General features: G+C 63.8%; 14 protein-coding genes and 1 tRNA gene. 6 read left to right on the forward strand and 9 right to left on the reverse strand.

The annotated features are described in order from the left end of the window. A partial coding sequence (locus tag MOV75_RS04165) for a hypothetical protein (RefSeq protein ID WP_247004968.1) occupies window positions 1-218 on the reverse strand: 218 nt, incomplete at its 3' end. Window positions 219-815: 597 nt separating this feature from the next. Here MOV75_RS04165 and MOV75_RS04170 point away from each other — a divergent pair. Further along, a complete protein-coding gene (locus tag MOV75_RS04170; protein ID WP_246918732.1) occupies window positions 816-1,250 on the forward strand; it encodes a phasin in 435 nt (144 codons plus the stop codon). Between the two features lie 340 nt (window positions 1,251-1,590). Next, window positions 1,591-1,667 (forward strand) — tRNA-His (locus MOV75_RS04175). Between the two features lie 138 nt (window positions 1,668-1,805). On the opposite strand, the gene MOV75_RS04180 is transcribed toward MOV75_RS04175, so the two are convergent. Then, window positions 1,806-2,210 carry a nuclear transport factor 2 family protein gene (locus tag MOV75_RS04180; protein WP_246918734.1) on the reverse strand — a complete coding sequence of 135 codons (405 nt, stop codon included), beginning with the start codon at window positions 2,208-2,210 and terminating at the stop codon, window positions 1,806-1,808. Window positions 2,211-2,759: 549 nt separating this feature from the next. Between MOV75_RS04180 and tenA the strand changes: the two genes are divergently transcribed. Further along, window positions 2,760-3,434 carry a thiaminase II gene (gene tenA / locus MOV75_RS04185; protein ID WP_246918736.1) on the forward strand — a complete coding sequence of 225 codons (675 nt, stop codon included), beginning with the start codon at window positions 2,760-2,762 and terminating at the stop codon, window positions 3,432-3,434. A gap of 30 nt (window positions 3,435-3,464) precedes the next feature. Here tenA and MOV75_RS04190 read toward each other — a convergent pair whose 3' ends face one another. Beyond that, on the reverse strand, window positions 3,465-4,403 hold the full coding sequence (locus MOV75_RS04190) for an AEC family transporter (RefSeq protein ID WP_246918737.1): 939 nt from the start codon (window positions 4,401-4,403) through the stop codon (window positions 3,465-3,467). A 729-nt stretch (window positions 4,404-5,132) separates the two neighbouring features. On the opposite strand from MOV75_RS04190, the gene MOV75_RS04195 reads away from it, so the two are divergent. After that, a complete protein-coding gene (locus MOV75_RS04195; RefSeq protein ID WP_246918739.1) occupies window positions 5,133-5,867 on the forward strand; it encodes a helix-turn-helix transcriptional regulator in 735 nt (244 codons plus the stop codon). Window positions 5,868-5,979: 112 nt separating this feature from the next. On the opposite strand, the gene MOV75_RS04200 is transcribed toward MOV75_RS04195, so the two are convergent. Beyond that, a complete protein-coding gene (locus MOV75_RS04200) occupies window positions 5,980-6,903 on the reverse strand; it encodes a CoA ester lyase (RefSeq protein WP_246918741.1) in 924 nt (307 codons plus the stop codon). Between the two features lie 2 nt (window positions 6,904-6,905). Continuing rightward, window positions 6,906-8,072, reverse strand: a complete 1,167-nt coding sequence (locus MOV75_RS04205; protein WP_246918743.1) for a CaiB/BaiF CoA-transferase family protein — start codon at window positions 8,070-8,072, stop codon at window positions 6,906-6,908. A 499-nt stretch (window positions 8,073-8,571) separates the two neighbouring features. Between MOV75_RS04205 and MOV75_RS04210 the strand changes: the two genes are divergently transcribed. After that, window positions 8,572-8,916 carry a hypothetical protein gene (locus tag MOV75_RS04210; RefSeq protein WP_246918744.1) on the forward strand — a complete coding sequence of 115 codons (345 nt, stop codon included), beginning with the start codon at window positions 8,572-8,574 and terminating at the stop codon, window positions 8,914-8,916. Between the two features lie 347 nt (window positions 8,917-9,263). Continuing rightward, complete coding sequence (locus tag MOV75_RS04215; protein WP_025032179.1) at window positions 9,264-9,941, forward strand: ParA family protein; 678 nt, start codon at window positions 9,264-9,266, stop codon at window positions 9,939-9,941. Between the two features lie 126 nt (window positions 9,942-10,067). Here MOV75_RS04215 and MOV75_RS04220 read toward each other — a convergent pair whose 3' ends face one another. The 4 genes from MOV75_RS04220 to MOV75_RS04235 all read right to left on the reverse strand — a co-directional run bounded on the left by MOV75_RS04220 (window position 10,068) and on the right by MOV75_RS04235 (window position 13,023). Then, window positions 10,068-10,247 (reverse strand): hypothetical protein, encoded by a 180-nt coding sequence (locus MOV75_RS04220; RefSeq protein ID WP_246918746.1) that lies wholly within the window; start codon window positions 10,245-10,247, stop codon window positions 10,068-10,070. 99 nt (window positions 10,248-10,346) lie between these two features. Beyond that, window positions 10,347-10,493 (reverse strand): hypothetical protein, encoded by a 147-nt coding sequence (locus tag MOV75_RS04225; protein ID WP_246918748.1) that lies wholly within the window; start codon window positions 10,491-10,493, stop codon window positions 10,347-10,349. Window positions 10,494-10,742: 249 nt separating this feature from the next. Then, complete coding sequence (dapA, locus tag MOV75_RS04230; RefSeq protein WP_246918750.1) at window positions 10,743-11,651, reverse strand: 4-hydroxy-tetrahydrodipicolinate synthase; 909 nt, start codon at window positions 11,649-11,651, stop codon at window positions 10,743-10,745. Between the two features lie 448 nt (window positions 11,652-12,099). After that, window positions 12,100-13,023 carry a LysR family transcriptional regulator gene (locus MOV75_RS04235; protein ID WP_063197141.1) on the reverse strand — a complete coding sequence of 308 codons (924 nt, stop codon included), beginning with the start codon at window positions 13,021-13,023 and terminating at the stop codon, window positions 12,100-12,102. Window positions 13,024-13,026 lie beyond the last annotated feature (3 nt).

Genomic DNA, 13,026 nt, shown 5'->3' on the forward strand with positions numbered 1-13,026 from the left:
AGCCGGGCGACCTGGCGGCGATGGCTGTCCGCCGGGCCAAACATCCTGTCCGCGAGTGCTGCGCTATTTGTCGCGCCGAACAGTTTTGCGCCGACCGGATTGGCCCACAGCACGCGCGCGCCGTCGATCGACCACAGCCAGGCGGGCAGCTGAGAGGTCGCATGCACGGCCAGCCGGGGATCGCCCACACCTCGCAACTGGAAATCCGAACTCGTCATCCGACCGGCTGTATCTCACGCTTGAAGCTGGCGGCTGCCGGAATGACAGCCTTAAGAAAGGGTTAGTATCGCCCGCGGCCGCGGGCAGGTCCACGGCCCGGCCCTTCGGAGGTAGCCCAAAGCGGCGATAACCTTAATCTGCCCAAACCCGCAAGCGGCAGCCCGGTTCATCCAAGGGATTCGAAGGTGGGGCTGGGGTGGTCACCTCTCCCGCTTGCGGGAGAGGTCGCACCGAAGGCGCGGGTGAGGGCTCTCTCGTTATTGGGGTTGTCCCGATGCGGAAGCACCCTCTCGCCAACCCTCTCCCGCAGGCGGGAGAGGGCGCCGACCGCTCGCGTGGTCTGCATCAACCTCAACCCCCGGTTCCCCACCCGGGGAACTTCGCCCTAACCTAGATTAAATTATCGCGCCGCACCCTCTTGGCGCGTTGCGCTGCACAATGTTGACATGATAGGCAGCCATAATCCTAAGCACTGGGCGAGCCACATCGTTTGTTTCGCGTTTCCAGTCTTCGTTCCCGCCATCAGATGGCTCCGGTTGGCCGGCGGGCGCGCCAGAAGGCTCACTCCATTTTTTCAATTAGCGTGAGGGACGACCATGACAGGTGCGACTGATCCGTTTTCTGCCTCGATCATTCCGTTCGAGGTCCCCGAGCAGATGCGTGCGTTCGCCGAAAAGGGCGTGTCGCAGGCCCGCGAAAACTACGCCAAGTTCAAGGACGCGGCCGAGACCCACAACGGCACCGTCGAGGCCGTTTTCACCTCCGCCTCCAAGGGCGCGAGCGAGTACACCGCCAAGCTGGTCGAGTTCATGAAGGCCAATTCCAGCGCCCAGCTCGACTTCGCCCAGCATCTGTTCGGCGCCAAGTCGCCGTCGGAAGCCTTGGAGCTGTGGACCGGCCACACCCGCAAGCAGTTCGAGACCTTGCAGTCCCAGGCCAAGGAGCTGGTCGAGCTCACCCAGCGCGTCGCCGCCGAGACCGCCGAGCCGATCAAGGCCAGCGCCTCGAAGTACATGCCGCCCGCCGCCTGAGCGGTGAGGCAGGTTTGAATTGAGAGAAACCCGGGCCGAAACGCCCGGGTTTTTTCTTGCCTCTCAGCTTGCGGGAGCGGCCGGCGCCCGGCGATGCGAAGCATCGCAGGGCGACGGGTGAGGGTTCTCTCCGTCCGGGGAGTGTTTCGGTCGCCGGCAGGGGGAGCACAACGCTCCGATGCCCGCCATTGCCCCGATTTCCCTGCCCCGCGGTCAATTTCACCCGGTTTTTCACCGCATTGCGGCCTTGCCAAACCGGGCCGTTGCACCTAGTTTCCGCCCCGTCCAGCCCCCCTAGGTCGACCTTTTCAGGCACCCCTTGAGGGCGGCTCGCCAGGATGCAGTTGTAGCTCAGTTGGTTAGAGCGCCTGTCTGTGGAACAGGAGGTCGGTGGTTCGAGCCCACCCAACTGTACCAATGCTGACGATGTCCTTGCCCACATCACGGAACGAACCTGCGATCGCCCACTCCGGACGGCAGCGTTATCATCGCTCTGCGAACCGCGAATAACCGCTGGATTACGGTGACAGTGCAGGAAACTTTACTAGGTCGTGCTCACCCAATCATGGCCTTGATCTGCGCCGTATCCGCAAACTCGATCAACTCCGCGATCTTCCCATCCTGAAATCTGAACAGGTCCAAAATCTCCGTGCTGACCGCTTTGCCGGTCGGGTGATATCGCACGGTGACGCGGGAATGGACGGCGACACGATCGCCGTCGACCAGCTCGGCCAGGATCTCGCGGCCTTCGAAGCCGAAGCCGGCGGTCAATTGAGTGAAGGCTGCGTGCAGGGTCGGGTAGCCCTGCATGCGTCCCGTCAGTTCGAGCGCGCTCTTGTCGCCCATCAAGGTGAACGCGCCCTCGGGATGAAAAGCCGTCACCAGGCTATCGGTGTCGCCGCCGTCGCGCGCGGCGTAGGCGGCCCTGATCAATGCGAGCATGTCGTCGCGGTTTGCCATGTCACGCTCCCTGCACCACGTATCAGGGCAGCGTAGCCACCTTTGCGTGTAAAGGCAAAATCGCCGAGACGGCGCGAGGGCCCGGGGCGCCGAAGCAGGATCGTTCGTTTTCGTTCCGCGCTTCCGGCAGAAAACAGCAGCCAGTCCCGGCGAACCTTTTGGTGCCCTTGCGTGTTTGGAACTGCGGCAGGAAGAAGCAAAGGGAGCTGAGATATGAACGGGATTATTTATCTGGTCGGACTTGTCGTCGTGATTGGTATAGTGCTGTCGTTCCTGGGCCTGCGCTGACCGCGTAAATGCTGTCCGAGGACGCGCGGCGTCGTCCGCACGCCTTGGACGCGTTACCTCGCCACCACGCACACAAGACCACCGGCAACGTCGCCGCGCGCCGGCATCGTCGCCAGCTTATGCGCGCACATCACCAAGACGCCCAGTTCAGCGCTGCTCAAAGCCTATTTTGTCCGCTGTCGTCGTAGCTGCTCGGTTCGCAATGCGCTATCGGTAGCGAGCCAAAGACGTTCGTGGACAAGCAAGCAGGCGGAAAGATCCGTGAGTTTCTTCGAGCGTCTCAAGTCAGCAGCATCCGCTGAGTGGCGGGCCTACACCGAGCATCCCTTCACGAACGGATTGGCGGACGGCTCGCTCCCCGAAGCGGCGTTTCGTCACTACCTCGTTCAGGACTATTTGTTCCTCATCGAGTTTGCTCGCGCCTACGCGCTCGCGGTCTACAAGTCGCCCAGGCTTGCCGACATGCGTGAAGCAGCGGCCGGCCTGTCGGCCATCCTCGATGTCGAGATGAACCTGCATGTGAAGCTCTGTGCCGATTGGGGTCTATCCCCAAGTGACCTCGAACAAGCCCCTCCGGCGGCCGAGATGCTGGCCTATACGCGCTACGTGCTCGACGCCGGAATGCGCGGCGATCTGCTGGCGCTCAAGGTGGCGCTTGCGCCTTGCGTGATCGGGTACGCGGAGATCGCAACGCGGCTCGGCTCGCTTCCCGATGCGGGCGCTGCGACGAACGCCTATCGCGTCTGGATCGCCGAATACGCCGGCGTGCCGTACCAGGAGGTCGCTGCCAAAGCGCGGGCGCATATGGAGCATCTCGCCGATCTCTACGCCACGCCGGCCCGCGAGGCCGAGCTGATTGCGATCTTCAAGGAAGCCACTCGCCTCGAGGCAGATTTCTGGGAGATGGCCTGGCGCGCGGGCCAAGGTGTCGCATAGCGGTTTCGGCAATCGTCAGGCGCCCCTGCCTCACTTCGCCACCGCCCACACCACCACCGGCAACGTCACCGCCGCCAGCAGCGTCCCCAGCGCGACCGCGCCCGAGACCGGGTTCACCAGCCGCTGATACTGCACCGCGAAGATGTAGGCATTCGCGCCGGTCGGCATCGCCGCGAACAGCACGACGACGCCGGCGGCGACCGGCGGCAGGTCGAGCAGTCTTGCCAGCACGAACGCGGCCGCCGGCATCGCCGCCAGCTTCAGCGCGCACATCACCAAAATGCTCAGCTTCTCGCCTTTCACCTCGAAGCGGAACAGGTTGATGCCGAGCGCGATCAGGGCCGTCGGCGATCCCGCCTGCGCCAAAAGCTCGATGGTGCGGTCGATGACGGGGGTGAGGCCGAGGCCGGTGAAGCGCCAGATCACGCCGAAGCCGATTGCCAGCATCAGCGGGTTGCGGGCGAGGTCGGTGAGCACGGGCCAGATGACCGACAGGGCCGAGCCGGTGCGCTTCTGGCTGACAAGCTCCATCTGCAGGATGCCGCAGAGCCAGAGCAGGGGCGTGTTCACCGACAGGATCAGCGCCATCGGCCCCGCCGCCTCGTTGCCCAGCGCGGAGAGCACGAGGGGAATGCCGAGCATCACGATGTTGCCGTAGACCGAGCCGATCGCGAACACGACGCCGTCCTCGTGGTCCTGGCGCCGCTGGCGCAGCAGCGCCGAGATCGCCAGCGCCGCGATCCAGATGAGGGCGAGCGCGCCGTAATAGGCGCCCCACATCCGGTAAGGGCTGACATCGGGGAATTCCGACACGACGATGGTGCGGAACAGCAACGCTGGGATGGCGATGCTGAAGGCAAATTCCGAGATGCCCTTGTGCGCGCTCTCCGAGACGAAGCGAAACAGCACCGCGGCATAGCCGGCCGCGATCAACGCAAACACCGGTGCGACAATCAGCAACGTGGCCATGTGCCCCTACAACCCAGCCCGATGACCCTGTGTGCCATCCGCACATTGAGACGGTCGATCATCTGGCCTTCCAGCCTCACCACTCCTGATGACGGTGGCAGTGCTTGATGACGGTGACAGCGCACAAGGACTCCTGCACTGCAGTGCACGTTAGCCGCAAGGCTGACCAAAGACAATTTTGTGCACCGCCACCGTAACCGATCTCTTGCGTGGAAATCCGGGAGAAGTTTCGGGAGAGCCGCCGGATGGCAATTGCCGAATGGCAATCTCGTGTAACCTGCAATTTCATGTAACCTAATGCATTCTCTGATCGATCGGGACCCCATGGCCCTTGCCGCCGACCGTCTCCTCGCTGCCGTCGAAGCGATCTACGATACGGCAGCGAGCCCGTCATTCTGGCCATCCGCTCTTGGCAAGATCGCAGACTGCTTCGATGACGCCGGCGCGATCCTGCAATGGCGAAGGGACGACGGGGCCTTCGGAGCCCTCGCCTCCGAAAGCCTCGCGCCCGCGCTCGCCGACTATGGGACGCGTTGGGCGCAGCACGATTTCAAGGCCGAACGTTGCGTCTCGTCCGGCCTTTACGTCAGCGGCGAGCCCTTCACCGATCGACACATCGGCCCGATCGACGACGCCTACCTCAACCATCCGTTCAGCAGGGAATTCCTTGCAAGGCACGGTTTGGGCTGGTTCGGATCGATCGGGGTGTCACCCGACCCACGGATCCTGGTGGCGCTCAGCGTGCAGCGAGCCTTCGCCAAGCCGCAATTCTCCGAGGCCGAACTGGACCTGATAAGCACGCTCGGGCGCCACGCCGAGAAATCGTTGCGCCTGTCGATCAGGCTGCTTGATACCGAACTGGCCAATCTCGGCCTTGGCGACGCCCTTGCGCGGATCGGCATCGGCGTGTTTGCGCTGGACTCGTCGGCGCGTGTGCTGTTCGCCAATCCGGTTGGGGAGAGCCTTCTCGGCGAAGTGTTCGACCTCGTGAACGATCGTCTGCGTGTTCGCATGGCGGCGAGCCGGGCGCCGTTCGAGGCCGCTATGACGCAAACGCTTCGCGCCGAGGCGCGCGATCTGCTGGCCGAGCCGAGACCCATTCTCGTTGAGTCGAGTGCAACAGGCCGGCGTTTCGTCATCTACCTGCTCCCGATCACCGCCGGCGCACTTTCAGACAGCCATTTTCTGACCCGCACGCGGGCGATCGTGCTCGCGATCGAGCAGAAATCTGCCGAGCCGCCGGATCCCGCCATCGTGCGGGACATCCTGGGCTTGACGCTCGGGGAGGCCAGAATCGCCTCTCTGGTGGGTTCGGGCGTTCCGCCGAAGCAAGCTGCAGGCCGGCTCGGGATTGCCGAAGACACGGCGCGCAATGTGCTGAAGCGCGTATTTCAGAAGCTCGGCATATCCAGGCAAAGCGAACTCGCGGCGCTGCTCGGCCGGCTCGTGTTGCGAGGGCCTTGAATCATCGGCCTTGCATCCTGGCGCACCCACCAACCCTCAGGCAATGAGCGGATGTTATAGGGAGAAAAATCGGGAGCGAAGGATCGGCGTCGGGAATGGCTTGTACGCGCCGCTACGACCCCAGTCCAATGATCCGGCGGGCCATCCGCACATTGGCGTAGTCGATCATCTTGCCGTCGAGAGTCACCGCGCCCTGTCCTTTCGCCTCCGCCTGCTCCATCGCCTCGACGATCAGCCGCGCCTGGGCCAGCTCCTGGTCCGACGGCATGAATGCGCGCAGCGTCGGCTCGATCTGGTCGGGATGGATGACTTGCTTGCCGTCGAACCCCATCGCCGCGGCCTTTTGCGCGCTGCTTTCGGTCAGCCTGGCATCGCGGAACGCACCGCAGGGGCCGTCGATGGCGATGAGGCCGAACGCGCGCGCGGCCACCAGCAGGCGCATCATCGGATAAGCGAACAGGTCGAGCGGCGCGAACGCGTAGCCGGTTTGCGCCGATCCGACGTGGCGGTAGCCATCCGGGGACACCCCGATGTCGGAGGAGCGGGCGCCGATCGACGCCGCGAAATCGCCGACGCCGAGATGAAGCGCGGCAACGCTGTCGTGACAGGCGGCGAGCATGTCGACATTGACGAGGCCGAGCGCGGTCTCGATCAGCAATTCCAGCGCGACCGGCGTGGGGCGATCGGAGCCGGCGGCCCGCAACTGCTCGGCAATTGCGGTGATGTCGCTGGCGCGCTCCGCCTTCGGCACGATCAACGCATCCAGTCTCGGCACTGCCGCCAGCGCGCGGATCTCCTGCGCGATGAAGGGGCTGTCCACGGCGTTGATCCTCACCGTGACGCGCTTGCTGCCCCAGTCGAGCGCGGAGAGGGATCGGGCGGCCTCCTCCAGCGCAAGACCCTTCTCGGACGGCGGCACCGCGTCCTCGAGATCCATGAACACGGCATCGGCAACTGAGGCCGCCGCCTTGGCGACGAGGCGGGTGCGATGCGCGGGGACGGCCAGATAAGCCCGCGTTGGCCGCTGATGTGCCATCGTCACGTCTCCTTGCCGAGGCCGAGTTCGCTGAGGATAGTTTGATTGTGCTGCCCCACATCGGGCACCGGATCCATCCGCGGCCTCAGGCCGGGAATGGTCAGCGCGGGCAGGAAGCTCATCAGCGGCCCGCACGGCGAGCCGACGCTCTGGACGCGCGACCGCGCATGAAGCTGCTCATGCGCCAGGAAGGCCTCGACCGAGTTCAGATGCGCGTTGGCGATCGAGGCGTCGTCAAGCAGACGCAGCACCTCCTCGCCGGTCATGGAGGCAAATCGCTGCTCGATATGCGCCTGCAGATCGTCGCGATTCTGCATGCGCAGCGGATTGGTGCGGAAGCTTGGATGATCGGCAAAGCCCGCATCGCCGAGGACGGTGCTGCACAGCGATCGCCATTCCCGATCGTTCTGGATGCCGAAGAAGATCGTGTCACCGTCGCCGACCCGGAACGGGCCGTAGGGCGCGATCGTCGCATGCCTCGCGCCGGTTCGCGGCAGCGGCCGGCCCGTGCTTTGCGTGTAGAAGGCGGGATAGCTCATCCAGTCCGTGATGGAATCGAACAGCGAGGCTTGGAAGGCCGTGCCCTTGCCGGTCCGCTCCCGGCGGTACAGCGCCATCAGCACGCCGTTGAGGATGTACATGCCGGTGGCGATGTCGACCACCGAGAGCCCGACCTTGGCGGGCTCCGCCTCGGTGCCGTTGATGGCGAGAACGCCGGCCTCGCACTGGACCAGGAGATCATAGGCCTTCTTGTCGCTGTAGGGGCCGCCGGTGCCATAGCCCGAGACGTCGCAGGCGATGATGCGCGGATGTTTCCGCACCAGCGATGCGGCATCGAGGCCGAGCCGCTCCGCAGCGCCCGGCGCGAGATTCTGGATGAACACGTCCGCCTGCGGCAGCAGGGCGTCGAGCACCTTGCGGCCGTCCTCGCTCTTGATGTCGATGGCGAGACTTTCCTTGGAGCGGTTGGTCCAGACGAACTGGCTCGACATGCCGTTCATCACGTGGTCGTAGTCCCGGCAGAAATCTCCAGTGCCCGGCCGCTCGATCTTGATGACCCGCGCGCCCCAGTCCGCCAGGTGCCGGCTGGCCAGCGGCGCCGCGATCGCCTGTTCGAGCGAAACCACCGTGACACCCGACAGCGGCAGCTCCGCCTCATTCCCGTCCATGCAACCGTGCTCCTCCGTGCGCTTTTCGACCAGCGCAGGAGACAAGCCGGCCACCCCACGCGCATCTTCTTGATGATGCCATGATGCCCCCGTTTCGCCCGACAAGTCAAACCAGATTTCGCTAAATCCTAAGATATGAAATGCTATGGGATTACCGTGGCTTGGCTACTGTGCATGGGGTTGTTTTCGCGATTTTGTGTTGGGGTGGCTGGAACAGCGGCCGAGCTCGATCCAGCCAAGCCGTCGTTGCCGCAGGAGCAGGTGCGCTCCCTCTCCCGCTTGCGGGGGAGGGCTGGGAAGGGGGTGTAGCCACAATCGAGGACCCCAACGCGGAGAGGCCCTCACCCGGCGCTTCGCGCCGACCTTTCCCGCAGGCGGATCACCGCGATGCCCGCCCTGTTGCCGAGACCGCACAGGTCGCGGCTTTCGCATCCCGCTCGGTTGCCAACGAACCGCCGTTCACCCACTATTCCCTCCTGTTCGACATGTGGGGGATTCAATGCCGGCGCTTCGCTTCAAGTCATCCTTGGCTGCTGCCACCCTCGGGATGGCGCTGGCCGTGCTGATCCAGCCCGGTGCCGGCTTCGCCTACACCCCGGAGGAGCAGCAGGCCTGCACGCCGGATGCGATGCGGCTGTGCGGCGAGTTCGTGCCGAACGTCGATGCCATCACCGCCTGCATGATCAAGAAGAAGGCGCAGCTCTCGCCACAATGCGCGGTGTTCTTCCGCCGCGGACCGGAGCCGGGCGAGGCCCGTGCCGGCAGGCCGACCAACATCGCGCCCAAAACCGCGAAGAAGAGCGCCAAGCCGGCGGCCAAGAAGAAAAAGACCAGCGACAGCTGAGCGGCACCCGCCTTCCTTTTGCGAAACTTCGTAAGGTAACGGACTCCTTTTGTTCGCGCGGCTGGCGTGAGCTTGCGACGCAGGCACGACGGAAAAGAGTCGGATGCGGGTTTGCGCGGCGAGGTTGCATTCCGCGTCGTCCCGAAGGACTGCTCAAAAAACGCATACACGCTCGCGCACAGCGCTTGATTGCGGTTCTTGTCGCGCCTCGCACATCGCAGTGTGACTCAAAAGCCAGCACGCCTTGTTATTTCGTGACCCCAGCGCAACTCTCGATAAATTTATCTTTCACGAATCAGCGTGGTGATTCATTTTCGTAGCCTAGGGTCAATCTGGAGGCCGAAGGTATGAACGTTATTGTTTTTGCATCGCGTAAAGGCGGCTCGGGCAAGAGTACCCTGGCTGCACATCTCGCCGCGCAGATCAAGGCGAGCAAGCAGGTCATGCTCGTGGACGCGGACCCGCAGGGCTCGCTCACGCTGTGGCACAAGCTGCGTGGCACCAACGAACCGCCGATCAAGGCGGCCGTGAACTCCGTCAGCGGCATCGTCTCCGCTGCCAAGCGCGACGGTTATGAATGGGTGTTGATCGACACGCCGCCGAACCTCTCGGCTGTCGTCGACGACGCGATCAAGAATGCCACTATGGTGGTGATTCCCGCCCGTCCCGGCGTGTTCGACGTCAACGCGGTGCAGGAAACCATCCAGATGTGCCGCGCGGCGCGCAAGCCCTATGCGGTCGTGCTCAACGGTGCGCCGGCCAAGCGCGACGAAGCCGAAAGCCCGATCGTCACCATCGCCCGCGAAGCGCTGGCGAAATTCCGTGCGCCGGTGTGGGGTGGCCAGATCACCAACCGTTCGGATCTCTTGATGGCGTTGAGCCATGGCGAAGGCGCGCGGGAGTACCAGGCCGAGAGCCGTGCGGCTCAGGAAATCGCAAGGCTGTGGGCGGCGATCGAGCGTTCAGTGAAAGCTATTCGCGGCACGGCGTCGGCATCCGGCGCAATGCACAAGCAGGCAGCGTAATTTTTTATAATTCATTCCCCGGACAAAAAACGCGCGGAAGTCCGCGCGTTTTGCGTTTTCTGGATGATGGTCCGTCATGCCCAGGCTTGTCCCGGGCATCCACGTTCTCGCCCGTGGAAATGAAGGTTACGCCACCATCAGCATGTAGAACACGATGACCGGCGACAAAGTCAGGATCACCGACCAGATGCCGACGGCCCAGAGAATGTCCTCGGTGGTAAAGCTCTGCTGTCCGGCGTCGTAATGCGACGCCATCTCACTATGACTATTCACAAATGCCCCCGCGATTTCTTCGCTTATGGGCATGAACGATACGCGGGATGTTTTAAAATTCCGGCTTGCAATCCCGCTCGCATTTTGAGCGCATTTGCGACCGCCCTTTAACCATCCGCGCGAGCAGCCGTCTCAGGCGAGCCAGACCCGAAACAGCAGCACCGGCATCAGGCCGAGCATCACCGCCCAGAACCCGAACGACGATACGACGATAATTCCCTGCAGGAGATCGCTCGGAGCGAACTGGCTTGCGGCCGTAGGCCGGGTACGATGCCTCATGGTCATTCCCCCTATGAGAAGGCTTCGGAGCACAACGATAGGCACCAGAGCGTAAACGAGCCGTAGATGCGCCATGCGGCGGTAGCGAACGGCGTTGGGGTCCGGTTAACCAAGGGCGGCGCTCTGTCGTCCCCACCGCCGTCATTCCGGGGCGCGACGAAGTCGCGAACGATGGTGCGCAATTGCGCACCATCGTTCGCGCTGTGCGCGCCCCGGAATGACACGGAGGTGGCGGGAAGAGTAAGGCCGCTACGCCGCTACCTTCGTCCGACGCTCGATCTCGCGATCGATCGTGGCCGCGAGCTCGCTGCTGACTTCCACCATCGGCAGGCGCACTTCGGGGCTGTCGATGAGGCCGCATCGCCACAGCCAGTACTTTGCCGGCGCCGGGCTCGGCTCCGTGAACAGCAGCCGCGTCAGCTCTGCGACCTCATGCCAGCGCGCCAGCGCTGCGTCGTAATTGCCGCGCTTGTGCTCGGCGTAGACCGCCGCAAACGCCGCGGTCTCGACATGGGCCGACAGCACGATGCCGCCGTCGGCGCCGTCACCGAGCGCCTCGAAATAGTTCGCGTCCTCGCCGGTGAGCACGCGGAATTGCTTCGGCCTGTCACGCAGCAGCGCGATCGATTGCTCGCGGCTCGCGCCGCAATCCTTCAAGCCCACGATATTCTGATGCTCGGCGAGCCGCAGCATGGTCTGGTTGGTGATGTTCACCGCGGTGCGATAGGGAATGTTGTAGAGCGCGAGCGGCCAGGCGGCGTGATCGGCGAGCGTCTCGAAATGCGCCAGCAGCCCGCGCTGCGAGGGCCGCACATAATAAGGGCTCGCGATCAGATAACCGTCGATCGGCCAGTCCGCGGTCTCGTCGAGACGTTCCTTCAGTCGCGAGGTGTCGGCGCCTGACAGCCCGAGGCAGACCGGAACGTTGCGGCGGCCCGCCGCCATCTCGTCGCGCACGATGGCAACGAGACGTTCGAGCTCGGCCTCGCGCAGCGTCATGCCTTCACCGGAGGTCGCCCCCAGGATGAAGCCGTCGATGCCTTGCGCGCTGTAGTGCCGCGTCAGCCGCCGCAACGACCGCTCGTCGAGCGCGCCGCCCTGAAACGGCGTCACCAGCGGCAGCCACAGCCCGTGCAGTTGTTCCTGTAGACCAGTCATGTTTCCATCTCCTTCTCGGGAAAAAACCTGAGACGGAGGGCACATGAAAAAACCCCGTCCAGGCGGCGGGGTTTTCGGGATTTGCAGCGATGACGAAGCTTAGCTAGTGCGCGCAAAAATCCGAGGCCCCGGGATGGGGGCCTTTTTTCGCGATTGCTGCGCACGACTTCGTGATCATTTGCAAATGATGCGGGGTATGCCTGGAACTGTCAATACACGCGGAAGGCGAATGCCGATTGAAGTGAAAAAAAGCCGGGCTCGAACGAGCCCGGCTTAAGGTATTGGCCACGTGAGGCCGACACAATCACCTTCCAAGAGGGATTACTGAACTCCCGCGCCACTGGAGGAGGGGGACAAATGCGCAACGCGAAGGCTCAGCGTGCAAACAGTATGAGCTTGACGAGCGTCCTGCAGCAACCGCCGAGGCCGCATGTCAGTCATGCGGAAATCAGGACGGCCAGCGCTGCGCCTTGCTGACCACGAAGTCGCGGAACACCTGCACGCGCGCGACCGTCTTCAACTCCTCGGGATAGACAAAATACGTGTCGAGCTGGATCGAATCCGATTCGCCGAACAGCTGCACGAGTTTGCTCTGTTCCTCGACCAGGTAGTCGGGCAGCGCGGCGATGCCGAGGCCCTGCTGACAGGCGCGCACGAGACCGAGGATGTTGTTCACCCTGAAATAGGCTTCGCGCGGACCCGAGCCGTTGCGCCCGGCTTCGACCAGCCAGTTGCGGTTCTGCAGATGCGGCGCGAAGTTGCCGTCTGCGAGCGTGATGATGCGGTGGGAGTCGAGCTCCTCCAGCGTGCGCGGCGTGCCGAAGCGCTTGATGTATTCCGGCGAGCAATAGGCGTGGAAGCCCATCGCGAACAGCTTGCGCTGGATGAGATCCGGCTGCGTCGGCTTGCGGGTGCGGATCGCGACATCAGCCTCGCGCATCGACAAATCGAGTTCCTCGTCGGTGACGATCAGCGAGATGCGGATCTCCGGATAGAGCGCGGTGAACTCGCCGAGCCGCGGGATCAGCCAGTTGATGCCGACGCCGGGCGTGGTGGTGATCTTGAGGTCGCCGCTCGGCCGCTCGCGGCTGTCAGTGAGTTTCGCGCGCGCCGCCTGGAGCTGCATGAACACGTCATGCGCGGTGCGGAACAGCAGGTCGCCCTGCTCGGTGAGGATCAGGCCGCGGGCGTGGCGGTGGAACAGCGAGACCGAAAGCTCCTGCTCCAGCGCCGAGACCTGGCGCGACACCGCCGATTGCGACAGGCCGAGCTGCTCGCCCGCATGCGTGAAGCTGCCAGCTTCCGCCGCTGCGTGAAACACCTTCAGCTTGTCCCAGTCCATATCCGTAAATCCGTCGCGTGTTCGAGGCATGAT

The sequence above is a fragment of the Bradyrhizobium sp. PRIMUS42 genome, assembly GCF_023006515.1.
Classification (GTDB): Bacteria; Pseudomonadota; Alphaproteobacteria; order Rhizobiales; family Xanthobacteraceae; genus Bradyrhizobium.